This window comes from Zwartia lucis (genome assembly GCF_965234455.1).
In the GTDB taxonomy this organism is placed as follows: domain Bacteria; phylum Pseudomonadota; class Gammaproteobacteria; order Burkholderiales; family Burkholderiaceae_B; genus Zwartia; species Zwartia lucis.
In genome coordinates, this window is sequence record NZ_OZ248472.1 from 342,712 (window position 1) to 356,540 (window position 13,829).

Below are 13,829 nucleotides of genomic sequence, written 5' to 3' on the forward strand. Positions count from 1 at the left end.
CTTAAACCGTGCTCCGCCCCGTCAACGCCATGAGTCGCTGCTCAATGATGGCTTCTGCTTCGTCGACAATACGACGCACCAATACCGCACAGGTCGGGATATCATGAATCAGGCCCTGAACCATACCGACTGTCCAAATACCGCCTTCAATATCACCCTCCTCATAGACGCGTCGCCCTTTGGCGCCTGAGACTTTTGGACCAATCTCCTCGATAGTCGCCCCTGCCTTTTCCATGTCGATAATGCTCTGGGCCAGCTGCGTACGGGCAACACGACTGCTGTTGCGTAGGCTACGTAGAATCAGCGCCGTATCTGTCTCGGCGTTATCGACAATCGCTTGCTTGATATTTAAATGGGCCGGGGACTCTTGGGTACACATGAAGCGGGTTCCCATGTTGATGCCCTCTGCACCAAGCGCCAAGGCCGCAACCAGACCCTTACCATCACTAAATCCTCCAGAAGCAATCACAGGGATGCTTAGTTTTGCAACGGCCGAAGGGATCAAGATGAGCCCGGGAATGTCTTCTTCGCCGGTATGACCTGCGCATTCGAAGCCATCAATGCTCACCATATCCACACCGATTTGCTGAGCCTTCAGTGCATGACGGGCAGTCGTGCACTTGTGGATGACGGTAATGCCAGCGGCCTTGAGCTCAGGCATATGGGCAGAAGGATTATTGCCCGCGGTTTCCACAATTTTGATGCCGCAGTCAATGATCACATCCCGGTAAGCCTCATAAGGTATGGGTTTGAGCGTCGGTAAAAATGTCAGATTCACGGCAAAAGGACGGTCTGTCATCGTGCGTAAGCGCGCGATTTCATCTCGTAAGGCTTCGGGTGTTGGTTGGGTCAACGCCGTCAACGTGCCTAGAGCCCCCGCATTGGAAACAGCGGCGACGAGCTCGGCCCGACCGATCCACTGCATGCCTCCCTGAATAATGGGATGTTCGATTCCCAGCTTTTTTGTCAGTGCTGTATGCACGATTGCTCCCTTTTTTGCTTGATTTTAATTTGGACAAATCACCAGCTCGGCGGTGACCAGAATAGGGTTCGAGCCTCTGGCAAGTCGCCCTTCTGAGATGCCACCTTTGTAATCCACCATCGCGACATCAAGCTCAGCAAGCGCGTGCCCTTGAGGTCCGGACACGATACATCCTGAGCGAATCAATAACTCCGTGACAAAAGGCTCTACCACGCTACCATCCTGAAACACCGCGCCCACAGTGCTACCGACACCGCCGAAAATTGTCGCACATTCAATCTCGTGTGCGCGACAAAAGTCCTCCAAGGCCGTACAGAAATCAATATTGGGCGCGAGCCTCAGCGCATACGCAGTCTGATGATTCGTCACAGAGGTCTTAGGAGGCGGCACTTGCGCACCATGCGGCAAAGGCATAAATAATGAAAAGTTTGTCTCTGCGTCGGGACAAACCGTGAAGGCTGCGGTGTCAAGTGCAATGCCGCTCAGTGCGATGGGGGCTACCACAATGATTTGATCGGGCAATAAATGGCCACAATGACGTCGACCGCTGGGCTCAATCCAGACGGCATGAGAGTGCAACCAGGGACGACCCTCCTTGAGTCCGTAGGTGACGGTGGCCGTTTCAAGCGCGACCTGGCCCTCAACAAAAAAGGTGTCGCTAAAATAGACGGCATGTTCAGGATTTTTTGAAAGAGCCGGCATTACGTAGCTAAATGAGCCGAACGCACCCCCATTTAACGTGAACGCACCACTTTTTACACCATGCATCTCAGCCAACTCGGTGACTGCGCGTAATAAGGTTTGCCCTGTAGAGAGCGAACCTTGCAGAGTACGTGCAGAAGTAGGCACATAAAAAATACGCTGCGAATCGGGTATTCCGGGGTGGGCAATGTGACGCATGGTGGACATTTAAAGAGGATGAATGTTCGATATGGAGATCATAGCGATTATTGCCGACGTCGTACGCGTTGTCGTTGATTGGGTAATATTAAAGATTGCGTCAGCATGCGCTAGATTCGCCCTACTCAGCAAACAGGACACGTAACATGGATTTTTCCCTGACCTCCGCACAACTCGAGCTGCAAGACCGCACTCGACGCTTTATCGCCGACAAGATTATTCCTCTTGAAAAAGACCCACGGGCGACTTCTCATGGACCGACTGAAGAGCTTCGCGCTCAACTTGTGGGCCTGGCCCGCGAAGCAGGTTTACTGACCCCCCATGCCTCGATCGACATGGGTGGCTTGGGACTGACACATACGGACAAGGCGATCGTCTTTGAAGAAGCCGGTTATTCGACACTCGGCCCAACGGCCATGAATATCCATGCTCCCGACGAAGGCAACATCCACCTGATGGAGATGGTGGCCACCGAAGAACAAAAAGAGCGCTGGTTGCGCCCACAAGTGCAGGGATTGACGCGTTCTTGTTTTGCAATGACTGAGCCCCATCCCGGTGCGGGCGCGGACCCCTCGATGATGCTGACGACTGCGGTCAAAGACGGTGACGACTATGTCATCAACGGCACCAAATGGTTTATCACGGGTGCGCTAGGGGCCACCTACGTCATCATCATGGCAAAAATGGAAGATGGCTCTGCGACCATGTTCTTATCAGATATGAATTGCGCCGGCATCAGCGTGACCCGCCAAATGGATGCGATGGATAGCTGTTTTACCGGTGGTCATTGCGTCATGGAGTTTACGAATGTTCGTATTCCAGCAACCGACGTGCTTGGAGAAATCGGCCGTGGCTTTAAGTACGCGCAAGTGCGCTTGGCCCCTGCTCGACTCACACATTGCATGCGCTGGCTAGGACAAGCTCGCCGTGCGCATGATATCGCCACAGAGTATGCGCGCACGCGCCAAGCGTTTGGACGCGCGTTAGGTAAGCACGAAGGCGTGGGCTTCATGCTTGCGGACAACGATATGGATATTCAGACTTCGCGCTTGCATATCGCGCACACGGCCTGGCTCCTTGACCAAGGACAAACTTGTAATTTTGAATCAAGCCGCGCAAAGGTCACGTGCTCAGAGGCCGAATGGCGCATTGTGGACCGTTGCGTCCAAATGCTGGGTGGTCAAGGTGTCACAGGCGAAACGATTGTGATGCGTATTTTTCTGGATATGCGCGCCTTCAGGATTTATGACGGTCCAAGCGAAGTCCATCGCTGGAGCATGGCCCGCAAGATCCTGGACGCAGCAGATAAACGCGCAGGAGTGCACACAGGAGTCAAAGCATGAGCGCCACAGCCTTGCATCACACACTATTTAGTCTGCAGGGTCGCACGGCACTGGTCACGGGCGCCTCAAGCGGCATCGGCCGCCACATGGCAAAAACGCTCTCACAGGCGGGCGCTCATGTCATTGTCGCTGCCCGACGCGTGGACAAGCTTCAAGCACTTGTCGACGAACTCAAAGCCTCGGGATCACAAGCCTCTGCAGTGTCACTCGACGTGACAAGCGCTGACAGCGTCAAGGCCTGCTTTGATCAAATCGAATCGCTTGGACTCGTGGCAGATGTCATTATCAGCAATGCCGGCACAACCGTTGCAAAACCTGCGCTTGATCACACCGAGCAAGATTGGGACGATGTGATTGACACCAATTTAAAAGGTTGTTGGATGGTGGATACGGAGGCGGCTCGACGGCTTGTCAAGCACAAGAAGAAAGGCAGCATCATTAATATTTCGTCGATCATAGGCGAGCGAGTCGCTGGCGCTGTTGTCGCCTATGCCACGTCGAAAGCGGGCGTGATCCAGTTCACTAAAGCACTTGCGCTGGAGTTTGCACGCTACGGGATCCGTGTGAATGCGATTTTGCCGGGGTATGTTGTCACGGATCTTAATCGCGAATTTTTAGCGAGCGAAGCGGGGAAAAAACTCGAGTTACGCATCCCCTTTCGGCGCTTTTGTCAGATGGAAGATTTGGACGGCCCCTTGCTTTTACTTGCTTCGGAAGCAAGTCAAGCAATGACTGGAACGACCTTACCCGTCGACTGGGGGCATCTGGTGAGCTCGCTATGAGTGACATTTCTGCTCAGCAACCTGGCGGCTCAAACACCTACGGACAGTTTAAGCTTGAAGTGTTGGCAGACTGGCTGCGTGCGCAAGGGATTGTTGAGCGCGGCGCGCTTTCTTGTCAGCCCTTGACGGGGGGGCAATCAAACCCTACTTTTTTGTTGACTAACGGCGCGCAACAACTGGTTCTTCGTAAAAAACCGCCCGGCGTCTTGATGGCCTCTGCGCACGCGGTCGACCGTGAGTATCGCGTGATGAAGGCGCTGCAAGACAGCGATGTGCCTGTGCCGAAGCTGCATGCGTTTAGTGATGACCTTGAGATTGTCGGCACGCCTTTTTACATCATGGAGTTCCTCAAGGGACGTGTGATTGTGGATCAGTCGCTACCGGGCATGACCCCTGTGCAACGTGGCGCGATTTACGAAGAAATGAACCGCGTGATTGCAGCGCTCCATCAAGTTGATCCTGGCGCAGTGGGTCTTGAGACCTTTGGCAAACCCGGTAATTATTTTCAACGTCAGATTGCACGTTGGAGCCGCCAATATCTGGAAGCCAACACTGAAAACATTGCGTCCTTGCACGCATTGATTGAGTGGCTGCCTCAAAACATTCCTGCGGGCGATCAAACGTCAATCGTGCATGGCGACTATCGCTTGGATAATTTGGTGTTCCATCCAACCGAGCCACGCGCGCTGGGTTTACTGGACTGGGAGCTCGCAACCCTCGGTCATCCCATGGCTGATTTTGCCTATCATTGCATGAGTTGGCATATTCCTGCCTCGCTTTGGCGTGGCATCGCAGGCTTGGACTTAGCTGCGTTAGGGATTCCAGACGAGACCACGTATGTCAAGCGCTATACCGACGCAACAGGTTTTGCCGGAGAAGAACACTGGGACTTTTATATCGCCTACAACCTGTTCCGCATGGCCGCTATTTTGCAAGGGATTGCGAGACGCGCGGCAGATGGTACAGCCTCAGCGCCTGATGCGAAGGAAACCGGTAGTAAAGCGCGACCACTTGCTGATATTGGCTGGCATTATGCCCAGAGATACGAACGTTCAAAGCGCTGAACCCTCTCAAAGACTAGCAAAAATGATATGCGGATGTCAGCATGTTGCTATAGTGGGTGGGTCTCACATCCACGCCTATAGGTCTTAAAATATGAAACGCTCAGTGATGCTCGGCCTGATGGCGCCTGTCGCCGCCCTCACGCTTTTTACCAGCCATGCAAACGCTCGCATTGTGTGCACCGCTCCAGGCTTACCTGTCGGCTGTGTCGCTGAACCCCTTGGTGTAGGTGCACCAGGTGTGGGGGTTCTGCCTGGTCCGGGTGTAGGTGCACCAGGCGTTGGAGTTCTGCCTGGTCCGGGTGTAGGTGCACGAGGCGCGGAGGTGGTTCCTGGCAGAGGTGCAGGTGCTCCAGGCGCGGGGGTGGCTCCAGGTAGAGGTGTAGGTGCACCTGGCGCGGGGGTGGCTCCCGGCAGGGGTGCAGATCGACCTGAAGAAGGTGCTAACCGCGGTGGCCCCGCTAACCGGAAAGGTGATCGCTAAACTTTGAGTCGTGACGCAGCCTTGCGGATAAGGGTTGCGATCACCTCACTGCGCGCTTCTTGATGATGTGATGCGAGTCGATCCAAGGCTTGCGACACATCAGCATCCAGAATAATCTCCACGCGCTTTGCGCCATTGGCGATGCGTTTGCGACGATGTTCGGCTGTGCGCTCAACGGCGGATATCGGTTTGGCGAGTCTGGGGCGGCCTCTCCTGGATAAGCCCGGCAAAAAACCCTGTCCCGGTAAAGGGGATGTGGAAACCGCAGCAGTCGATGTCCCAGCTTTGGGTGGCTTACCCGACCTTGTGGCGAGAGTTGTTTGCTTGGTGGTCGTTTTTCGATCAGTCTTTTTTTTGGTATTTTTAGAAGGAATATTTAATTCATCCGGAATACCAAAAAGATCATTATCTTTAGACGCTGTCATGTTGCCACACTCAATAATAAAAATATCCGGTTAGTAATTTTACATTGGGGTTGCGTCAATTTGTGAATTATTTATCAAGAACGCTTTTATCACGAACGCTTCGCTGAAGAACTTAAAAGCTCAAGCACCGCATTCGCAAATATCTCAGGCACTTCCTGCGGCATGTTATGCCCCACCCCTGGGATGACGCGATGAGAGCGTGACCCCGTGAAGCGCTGAGCATGGGGTCCAACCCTAGAGGGTGGACGTACACCATCGTCTTCTCCATCGAAAGTGATGGTAGGTACTGTAATCGCAGGCTGCTGCGCCAGTCGAGCCTCAATCTGAGCGTAGGCAGGATCTCCCTCGACCAGTCCAAAACGATGTCGATAAGACTGAATCACAACGTCGACAAAGTCAGGGTTATCAAAAGACGCAGCACTCTTTGCAAAAGTGTCTTCATTGAAACGCCACGTCGGCGACCAAAGTTTCCAAAGTAAATGCGTGACAGCGCGACGGTCCTTTTCAAGACCGGCACGGCCTCGCTCGCTATGAAAATGGTATTGATACCAAAGACGATGCTCGTTTTCAGGCAAGTCTGGCACCATCGCTTGCGCGATATTTTGAATGTTGTAGCTATTAAAGGATACAAGGCCTTTACAGCGCTCTGGCCACAGCGCAGCCACCACACAGGCAGCGCGTCCACCCCAGTCATACCCCGCCAATACAGCCTGAGGAATCGCCAAGGCATCCATCAAGGCAAGAAGATCTGCACCTAATGCGGCTTGTTCACCAGAACGCGGTGTTTCTTGATTTAAAAATCTAGTGGGACCGTAACCGCGTAAATATGGCACGATGACCCGGCAACCTGCTTTGGCGAGTATAGGAGCCACTTCGCTGTAGGCATGAATATCGTAGGGAAATCCATGCATCAAGAAAACGGGTGGCCCCTCCGCAGGTCCTGATTCGGCATAGGCGATCTCGAGTACACCAGCACTTATTTTTCTAAGATTTTGCATGTGAACGCTTTTACTAGTAGAAGCCCAAATGTTAACCGCAGTTAACTATCAACATTTCGCTTTTGATGACTCTCTTCTTCGATGCTTTGTTTAGAACCGCTTAAGTTCAGCAGCATAGTGATATTGAACGAACTGATTAGTCCATTAACAAGCGGCATAGGGTATTTACTAGGTTGTGAAACATTACAGTATCTTTAATATTGAAAATTATACAAAAATGAAAATTTCAATAACGTGCAAAAAGAACCCATTTCCGTCATTCCAAAAACATATAAACCTTTAAAGGCTCAATCTGCCGTTGATATGTGGCTTGGGCAGCACATTAGGCAACTTCGCAAGAGCCGACAAAAGTCGCTTGTAGAGGTTGCCAGTGCATGTCAAATGTCTGTCGGACTATTAAGTCAGATAGAGAGAGGCATGAGCTCCATATCAATCAAGTTTCTCCATTTACTCGCCAATGAGCTTGGCGTGTCGCCTGATTCGCTAATCAGAAATGCTGAATTGGAAAATGACAATGCTGAAGGAGCGATCGCTCGTGCGGGGTCACATAGGCGTTTGAACTTAGAGGACAAAGGAATTGCAAAGGAAATCGTCACGCCAGCACTCGCTAAAGATTTGGACCTATGCCGTGCCCTGATTCAACCTGGCGCATCTTCTGGTGATCAGTGGTTTTCTACAGATAAAGGAGAACAGGTTGGAATGGTTTTAAGTGGAGCACTAGAACTATGGATTGACAATAAAGTTATGTTACTCAATGCAGGAGATAGTTTTTGTTATAGCAGTCGAACACCTCGTCGATGGCGCAACCCAGGAACTTCCACAGCAGAAGTTATTTGGGCTATTTCAAACATTCAAACTAGTTAAAAAATCTTACTCACCTCAGGAGAAGCACCATGAAAATAAAGTCACTTACATTAACTCTAGTATCTTTAGTCGCATTCGCACTTAGTACAAATGCTCTTGCCCAAAAAGTAGTAAAAGTCGGCTCAACACCGACAGGTATCCCCTTCACTTTCTTAGATACAAAAACAAACACAATTGAAGGCGCGATGGTTGATATTATAAAAGCTGTTGGTAAAGAAGCAGGATTTACTGTACAGATTGAACCAATGCCTTTTTCAACACTGATAGCATCCCTTACATCTAAGCGCATCGACCTTATTTCAGCTGCGATGTTCATCACTCCTCCTCGGCAAGAGGTTGTTGCATTCTCCGAACCTATTTATCGATATGGTGAGGGTTTGATGTTAAGTACCAAGGTTGCTCAAAAAACATATACATCTTTTGCTGATCTAAAAGGAATGACAGTTGGCGTGCAGGTTGGAACAGCATTTGTCGAACCATTGAAAAAAACTCAGGGGATTAAAGAAGTAAAACTTTATGACGGATCGGGGGACATGATCCGCGACCTTAATGCAGGCAGAATTGAAGCTGGCTTATTGGACTACCCCATTGCGGCTTACATCCTGAGCCAAGGAAATAACCCTAATGTTCGGCTTGATAAGTCTTATCAGCCAACCATAATGGGCAATATCGGAATTGCCGCAAATAAGGATAACCCTCAGTTGTTAGCAACAGTAAATGCTGCCCTGGCTAAACTTAAGGCGAATGGAACCATCGATACGATCTTGAAAAAATGGGGACTTGGTGTATAAAAAATAATTCGAAAACAAGATAACAACGTCTACACAAAGTCTCAACAGCACCAGAAGAGCCAATCATATGATTCAATTTTTTAAAGATGCAGTCGAATTCGTTCCGATTTTGCTCCAAGGTGCTCAGTTGACTGTATTAGTAACAACTGGATCATTAATTTTCTCAACCGTGCTTGGAATGATTTGGGCATTAATGCGTGTATCCAAAATACACGCATTGGTATGGTTCAGCACCACAATGATTAATCTTTTAAGAGGAATTCCGATCATTGTGCTGCTGTTCTATATTTACTTTGTCATGCCTGATTTTGGTTTATCTCTTTCTGCACTTCATGCTGCAATCATAGGCCTTGGCATTGCTTACTCAGCTTATCAAGCTGAGAACTTCAGAGCTGGAATAGAGGCAATTGATAAAGGACAGGTTGAAGCAGCGATGGCGATGGGAATGAATAAATCAATGACAATGAGACGGGTAATTCTCCCGCAAGCAGTACGCATCATTCTTCCTCCTTATGGAAACACAATGATCATGATGTTAAAAGATTCGTCTCAAGCATCCACGATTACTGTTGCAGAGCTGGCACTTCAGGGAAAACTTATCGCAGCATCAAACTTTAAAAATGCAACTGTGTTTACTTTAGTAGCTCTGATGTATCTCATTATGTGCATCCCTCTCATTATTTTGGTCAGACACCTGGAAAAAAGGAATGCTGCAAAATGATTGAATTAAAAAATGTGCATAAAAGCTTTGGACGAAATGAGGTATTAAAAGGCGTTTCAGCATCAATTTGCAAGGGTGAAGTCGTATGCATCATAGGCCCTTCAGGGTCAGGGAAATCCACAATCTTAAGATGTATTAATGGTCTTGAACGTTATGAATCCGGTGAAATCTCGATAGATGGCGTAATCGTTGACAGCGAGAAAAAATCAATTGGAATGATACGTACACAGGTTTCAATGGTGTTTCAAAAATTCAACCTTTTTCCCCATAGAACTGCGTTAGAAAATGTAGTTGAGGGACCCATTTACGTAAAAAAAGAAAGTAAAGATTCTGCTTTTGAGCGAGGACGTGCTCTTTTAGTGAGTGTAGGCCTAGGAGATAAAGAGGATGCATATCCCCCGCAACTTTCCGGAGGTCAGCAACAGCGCGTAGCTATCGCCAGAGCGCTTGCAATGCAACCTAAAGCTATTTTATTTGATGAACCTACATCTGCCTTAGACCCTGAACTAGTCGGTGACGTATTGAGCGTAATGCGCAAACTAGCCCAATCAGGAATGACTATGGTCGTCGTCACCCATGAGATGGGATTTGCACGAGAAGTCGCTGATCGGGTGATGTTCATTGACGAGGGCGTTATTGTCGAAGAAGGTCCTGCTGCAAACATCCTCAATCATCCAAAGCATCCTAGAACACAAGACTTTTTACGACGTGTTTTGCATCCGATCTGAATTTAAGGATTTATCATGTACCCAATTCCATTCCCCTTATCTCCGTCACTGTGGTCAGCCACTGCAATACCTGCGCCTCAAACTGATTCCTTAGAAAAAAATCATCATTGTGATGTAGCGGTGATTGGTGGTGGATTCGCAGGCCTAAGCACTGCGCTTCATCTTTCACAGAAAGGCGTAAAAACGACCGTTCTTGAAGCGCAAGAGATTGGGTTTGGAGCATCTGGTCGAAATGGAGGACAAGTCATTCCAGGGCTTAAATACGATCCTCAAGAAATGATCAGCATGTATGGATCTGAGCGCGGTAGTCATTTAATTAAATTTGCTGGAAGTACAGCAGACTCAGTCTTTGATTTAATTAATAGTAATAAAATGAACGTTCCACACGTACGAAACGGCTGGATACAAGGTGCGCACACGCAAGCTGCTTTGAGTCTTGCAAATCAGCGAGCTGAGCAATGGGGTCGACACGGTGCACCTGTAAAATATCTCAATCAATCACAGGCACAATCCTTACTTGGCACGGATAGATACCTAGGTGGTTGGGTTGATGAACGCGCTGGAGCTGTTCAGCCACTGAGTTACGTTAGAGAATTGGGGCGTGCTGCCATAAATGCTGGCGCAAACATTTACACTCAATCACCTGTTGAACACTTATCTCTAAAAGATGGAAAGTGGTCTGTTCGAGTAAATAACGGGGCAAGTATCACAGCAGATCGAGTAGTCATGTGCACAAATGCCTACGGCGGCGACTTATGGCCAAAACTTAAAACTACAATTATTGATGCCAATACTTTTCAGGTCGCAACCAAACCCCTCCCCGACCATATTAGGCAAACTATCCTACCTCAAGGCCATGTTTGCTCGGATACACGTAATTTGCTTCTGTACTTTAGGCTGGATCACCAGGGACGGTTATTGATGGGGGGACGTGGACCATTTCGTGAACCCAAAGGCGATGCAGACTGGGCTCATCTCGAACGAGTCATGTACAAAATGTTTCCTCAAGTAAAAGGCCAACCGATTGAGTTTCGATGGTGTGGACGCGTAGCAGTAACAAGAGATTATCTACCTCATCTGCACGAACCTGCACCAGGACTTCTAATTGATATTGGCTGTATGGGTAGAGGTGTCGGTCTCCAAACTAGTATGGGGCGTGCAATAGCAGAATACGTCACCAGTGGAGATAAACTAAAACTTCCATTCCCAATTACTGTTGCAAAATCTTTTCCTCTTTATGGTCTTCGAAGACTTTACGTCAATGCAGTAGTCACTTGGTACCGAATAAATGACGGAGGACTTTGATGGCAGCTCATAGAGGAGAACTGGTGATAATTATCTAGTACCTGATTTCGTGATTGCCCGTTAAGCAGTCATTGGAATTGTTACGGGACCGTTGTTAATCAAGAATACTTTCATGTCAGCACCAAAAACACCCGTTTCTACGTGGATGCCGCTCTCTTGAGCAAGCGATACAAATTCATCATATAAATTTTTGGCACTTAAAAAAGAAGCTGCTCGGCCAAAGCTAGGCCGATTACCTTTTGAAGTATCAGCAGCTAATGTGAACTGCGACACGATTAACAATGCCCCATTAATATCTTGAACGGACAGGTTCATCTTGCCATTTTTATCAGAAAAAATACGCAACTTTAATATTTTCTCCATCATCTGAAGTGAAGATTCTTTAGTATCCCCATGCTCGGCACATAGAAGTACGAGTAACCCTTGGCCGATCTGACCCACAATAGCGTTTTCCACTGAGACACTTGCTTCAGAGACTCTCTGCAATAAAGCCTGCATTTTCACCCATCCAATACATTTAAAAAAATTCTACCGATATGCTCTAATTGATATAGAAAATACATGAAGGAATACAGGCACAAAACCGAGTATAAATATTTATGACATACGTTTGTTTTTGGTCGGAATATATGGGTCGGGCGTTCCCATCGGAATGAGAGGGTTTTGCTTAACACTCTGCTCAAACTCTCCGACTATTTTTAACATTGGTCCGACCACCCAAGTATCGAGCGCCGGCTTTTCCTCTCGAGGATCAGTAAATAAGTTAAAGATCGTCGGTACAGGATTTTTGACTGGCGGGTCGAACATCGTATCCTGTCTCATGAAGTGCAATTTCCAATTACGCCATTTGACGGCCTGAAGACGCTCTGCACAGAAGATCGGAAATCCTTCGCGCGCGGAGTTTTCTTTTTTTCCAAGCAAGAAATCAGACTGATCCACACTGTCTATGGGTCGATCATTCGGAATTTTTGCACCACAAATTTTTGCGAAAGTGGCGAACATATCTACGTCATGAACAATCTCATTGCTAATGCGTTCAGCAGGAATCTGTCCGGGCCAACGTATGAGGAAAGGGACACGAATCCCCCCTTCTAGCGCCGTGAAATATTGCCCACGCCACGGACCCGACCAGCCATCCCAAGGCTTATAGAACTCCGCACCGTTGTCACTCGTAAACACAACGATTGTATTTTCACGTACACCGGCGTTGTCGACTGCATCCAGAATCTGACCAACGTTCGCATCCATCTCGGCAAGCATATCTGCCCATTCCCCATTCCCTGTTTTACCCGCAAACTTAGGATTCGGAAGTGAAGGCAGATGGGGTTGCGTCAAGGCCACGTAGGTAAAAAATGGCTTTCCAGACTTGGCTCCTCGCTCAATAAAGGCAACGGAACGTCGGGTGACCTCGGCATCAATCAGCTTGCGTTGATCAACATCGTAAACCTTGAGCACCTGACTCTTTTCGCCTTTCTTGCCCTCCATGATGTGCTCAGGCGACATGATTTCAGGACGCCAACCGGGCGAGGATGGCCAAAGCGCCTCATCGGTTGTGCGAGGAATGCCAAACCATTCATCAAAGCCTTTGTCATTTGGTAGGCGGCCATCAAAACTACCGAGGTGCCACTTGCCGTAATAACCTGTCGCGTATCCCGCATCGCAAAGAGCCTGACCGATCGTGATTTCCCATTGCGTGAGTCCATCCGCGACACCTCCAAATGGAACGGAATGGGTGCCGGACCGAATTGCCCAACGACCCGTCATCAAGCTTGAGCGGCTAGGTGTTCATTGGGTTTCCATATTCGCGTTAAGAAGTTTTGTCCCCTCTTTAGCCAAGGAATCAATACGCGGTGTGGCGGCACCTCGCGTGATGCCGCCGCCGTAACACCCTACCTCGCCGTAACCTAAGTTATCGGTCAGGATAAAAACGATATTTGGCTGTGCAGCCCGCGGCCCTGTATTTTTTGTTTGAGCGGTCGCATTTGAAGCGATCAATGAACCCGCTGCTGCGGCAACCGCGCTGAGACCAGCCCCCTGAATGAATTTACGTCTATCACTGACGGCTTGAGCGTCAAGAGTGTTCTCTGAAGGCTGGGCGATGTTTTTATTCTTACTGGACATTTGAATGCCTCCTTTCGCTAAGTAATACCTTCAACATTAACATTTACTTAATAAGACCTAAAGGCTAATTAATATTTAGTATTCATATCACTCGCTGCACTTTCAACGCTTAAAAGACAAGCACAATCAAAATAATTTTTAGAGCTTCGCGTCTTGTCAGGAGTTCGCTTAAATGTTGCTGTTTTTTTCACAAAAAAGAGAGGTGGGAGCGGTCAAAGCACACAGTTTCTCTCAATCCATGTATGTCGTAATTTAAAGGCAGGTTATCCATAGTAGAGTCATAAATGCGGGTTTTTATTTAGCAAAAATCATGGATGTTTCCGA

The 13,829-nt window shown here is 48.7% G+C and carries 15 protein-coding genes and 1 pseudogene; 9 read left to right on the top strand and 7 right to left on the bottom strand.

What is annotated here, in order from left to right; genetic code table 11:
• Position 1: 1 nt before the first annotated feature.
• Positions 2–982 (bottom strand): NAD(P)H-dependent flavin oxidoreductase, encoded by a 981-nt coding sequence (locus AC8GE9_RS01675; protein ID WP_506675373.1) that lies wholly within the window; start codon positions 980–982, stop codon positions 2–4.
• Between the two features lie 24 nt (positions 983–1,006).
• Entirely contained in the window at positions 1,007–1,882 is an 876-nt protein-coding gene (locus AC8GE9_RS01680; RefSeq protein ID WP_506675374.1) for a PCC domain-containing protein, read from the bottom strand.
• A gap of 146 nt (positions 1,883–2,028) precedes the next feature.
• On the opposite strand from AC8GE9_RS01680, the gene AC8GE9_RS01685 reads away from it, so the two are divergent.
• From AC8GE9_RS01685 to AC8GE9_RS01700, 4 genes are all read left to right on the top strand, one after another.
• A complete protein-coding gene (locus AC8GE9_RS01685; RefSeq protein ID WP_506675375.1) occupies positions 2,029–3,225 on the top strand; it encodes an acyl-CoA dehydrogenase family protein in 1,197 nt (398 codons plus the stop codon).
• Positions 3,222–4,007 carry an SDR family NAD(P)-dependent oxidoreductase gene (locus AC8GE9_RS01690; RefSeq protein WP_506675376.1) on the top strand — a complete coding sequence of 262 codons (786 nt, stop codon included), beginning with the start codon at positions 3,222–3,224 and terminating at the stop codon, positions 4,005–4,007. The genes AC8GE9_RS01685 and AC8GE9_RS01690 overlap by 4 nt, the downstream gene beginning before the upstream one ends.
• On the top strand, positions 4,004–5,071 hold the full coding sequence (locus AC8GE9_RS01695) for a phosphotransferase (RefSeq protein WP_506675377.1): 1,068 nt from the start codon (positions 4,004–4,006) through the stop codon (positions 5,069–5,071). The genes AC8GE9_RS01690 and AC8GE9_RS01695 overlap by 4 nt, the downstream gene beginning before the upstream one ends.
• Positions 5,072–5,162: 91 nt before the next feature.
• The gene (locus AC8GE9_RS01700) at positions 5,163–5,552 is read left to right on the top strand and encodes a hypothetical protein (RefSeq protein ID WP_506675378.1); all 390 of its coding nucleotides are present in this window, start codon (positions 5,163–5,165) and stop codon (positions 5,550–5,552) included.
• On the opposite strand, the gene AC8GE9_RS01705 is transcribed toward AC8GE9_RS01700, so the two are convergent.
• Together AC8GE9_RS01705 and AC8GE9_RS01710 are read right to left on the bottom strand one after the other, a co-directional pair.
• Positions 5,549–5,977, bottom strand: a complete 429-nt coding sequence (locus AC8GE9_RS01705; RefSeq protein ID WP_506675379.1) for a hypothetical protein — start codon at positions 5,975–5,977, stop codon at positions 5,549–5,551. The genes AC8GE9_RS01700 and AC8GE9_RS01705 overlap by 4 nt on opposite strands.
• An 89-nt stretch (positions 5,978–6,066) precedes the next feature.
• Complete coding sequence (locus tag AC8GE9_RS01710) at positions 6,067–6,975, bottom strand: alpha/beta fold hydrolase (RefSeq protein WP_506675380.1); 909 nt, start codon at positions 6,973–6,975, stop codon at positions 6,067–6,069.
• Between the two features lie 234 nt (positions 6,976–7,209).
• On the opposite strand from AC8GE9_RS01710, the gene AC8GE9_RS01715 reads away from it, so the two are divergent.
• From AC8GE9_RS01715 to AC8GE9_RS01735, 5 genes are all read left to right on the top strand, one after another.
• Positions 7,210–7,839: a helix-turn-helix domain-containing protein gene (locus AC8GE9_RS01715; protein WP_506675381.1), complete on the top strand. Its 630-nt coding sequence runs from the start codon at positions 7,210–7,212 to the stop codon at positions 7,837–7,839.
• Positions 7,840–7,868: 29 nt separating this feature from the next.
• A complete protein-coding gene (locus AC8GE9_RS01720; protein WP_506675382.1) occupies positions 7,869–8,630 on the top strand; it encodes an ABC transporter substrate-binding protein in 762 nt (253 codons plus the stop codon).
• Between the two features lie 67 nt (positions 8,631–8,697).
• Positions 8,698–9,351 (top strand): amino acid ABC transporter permease, encoded by a 654-nt coding sequence (locus tag AC8GE9_RS01725; RefSeq protein ID WP_506675383.1) that lies wholly within the window; start codon positions 8,698–8,700, stop codon positions 9,349–9,351.
• Positions 9,348–10,079 carry an amino acid ABC transporter ATP-binding protein gene (locus AC8GE9_RS01730; RefSeq protein ID WP_506675384.1) on the top strand — a complete coding sequence of 244 codons (732 nt, stop codon included), beginning with the start codon at positions 9,348–9,350 and terminating at the stop codon, positions 10,077–10,079. Before AC8GE9_RS01725 ends, AC8GE9_RS01730 begins: the two co-directional genes overlap by 4 nt.
• A gap of 15 nt (positions 10,080–10,094) precedes the next feature.
• Positions 10,095–11,384: an NAD(P)/FAD-dependent oxidoreductase gene (locus tag AC8GE9_RS01735; protein ID WP_506675385.1), complete on the top strand. Its 1,290-nt coding sequence runs from the start codon at positions 10,095–10,097 to the stop codon at positions 11,382–11,384.
• A 60-nt stretch (positions 11,385–11,444) separates the two neighbouring features.
• On the opposite strand, the gene dtd is transcribed toward AC8GE9_RS01735, so the two are convergent.
• The 3 genes and pseudogenes from dtd to AC8GE9_RS01750 all read right to left on the bottom strand — a co-directional run bounded on the left by dtd (position 11,445) and on the right by AC8GE9_RS01750 (position 13,505).
• Positions 11,445–11,882 carry a D-aminoacyl-tRNA deacylase gene (gene dtd, locus AC8GE9_RS01740; protein ID WP_506675386.1) on the bottom strand — a complete coding sequence of 146 codons (438 nt, stop codon included), beginning with the start codon at positions 11,880–11,882 and terminating at the stop codon, positions 11,445–11,447.
• Positions 11,883–11,981: 99 nt separating this feature from the next.
• Positions 11,982–13,157, bottom strand: a pseudogene (locus tag AC8GE9_RS01745) (sulfatase-like hydrolase/transferase); the annotation flags it as partial.
• Between the two features lie 12 nt (positions 13,158–13,169).
• Positions 13,170–13,505, bottom strand: a complete 336-nt coding sequence (locus tag AC8GE9_RS01750) for a twin-arginine translocation signal domain-containing protein (protein WP_506675387.1) — start codon at positions 13,503–13,505, stop codon at positions 13,170–13,172.
• Positions 13,506–13,829: the final 324 nt, after the last annotated feature.

Excerpts from the sequence above, each read along its gene's own strand:
- AC8GE9_RS01680 (WP_506675374.1), bottom strand. The coding sequence starts at position 1,882 with ATGCGTCACATTGCCCACCCCGGAATACCCGATTCGCAGCGTATTTTT.
- AC8GE9_RS01685 (WP_506675375.1), top strand. The coding sequence starts at position 2,029 with ATGGATTTTTCCCTGACCTCCGCACAACTCGAGCTGCAAGACCGCACT.
- AC8GE9_RS01690 (WP_506675376.1), top strand. The coding sequence starts at position 3,222 with ATGAGCGCCACAGCCTTGCATCACACACTATTTAGTCTGCAGGGTCGC.
- AC8GE9_RS01695 (WP_506675377.1), top strand. The coding sequence starts at position 4,004 with ATGAGTGACATTTCTGCTCAGCAACCTGGCGGCTCAAACACCTACGGA.
- AC8GE9_RS01700 (WP_506675378.1), top strand. The coding sequence starts at position 5,163 with ATGAAACGCTCAGTGATGCTCGGCCTGATGGCGCCTGTCGCCGCCCTC.
- AC8GE9_RS01705 (WP_506675379.1), bottom strand. The coding sequence starts at position 5,977 with ATGACAGCGTCTAAAGATAATGATCTTTTTGGTATTCCGGATGAATTA.
- AC8GE9_RS01710 (WP_506675380.1), bottom strand. The coding sequence starts at position 6,975 with ATGCAAAATCTTAGAAAAATAAGTGCTGGTGTACTCGAGATCGCCTAT.
- AC8GE9_RS01720 (WP_506675382.1), top strand. The coding sequence starts at position 7,869 with ATGAAAATAAAGTCACTTACATTAACTCTAGTATCTTTAGTCGCATTC.
- AC8GE9_RS01725 (WP_506675383.1), top strand. The coding sequence starts at position 8,698 with ATGATTCAATTTTTTAAAGATGCAGTCGAATTCGTTCCGATTTTGCTC.
- AC8GE9_RS01730 (WP_506675384.1), top strand. The coding sequence starts at position 9,348 with ATGATTGAATTAAAAAATGTGCATAAAAGCTTTGGACGAAATGAGGTA.
- AC8GE9_RS01735 (WP_506675385.1), top strand. The coding sequence starts at position 10,095 with ATGTACCCAATTCCATTCCCCTTATCTCCGTCACTGTGGTCAGCCACT.
- dtd (WP_506675386.1), bottom strand. The coding sequence starts at position 11,882 with ATGCAGGCTTTATTGCAGAGAGTCTCTGAAGCAAGTGTCTCAGTGGAA.
- AC8GE9_RS01750 (WP_506675387.1), bottom strand. The coding sequence starts at position 13,505 with ATGTCCAGTAAGAATAAAAACATCGCCCAGCCTTCAGAGAACACTCTT.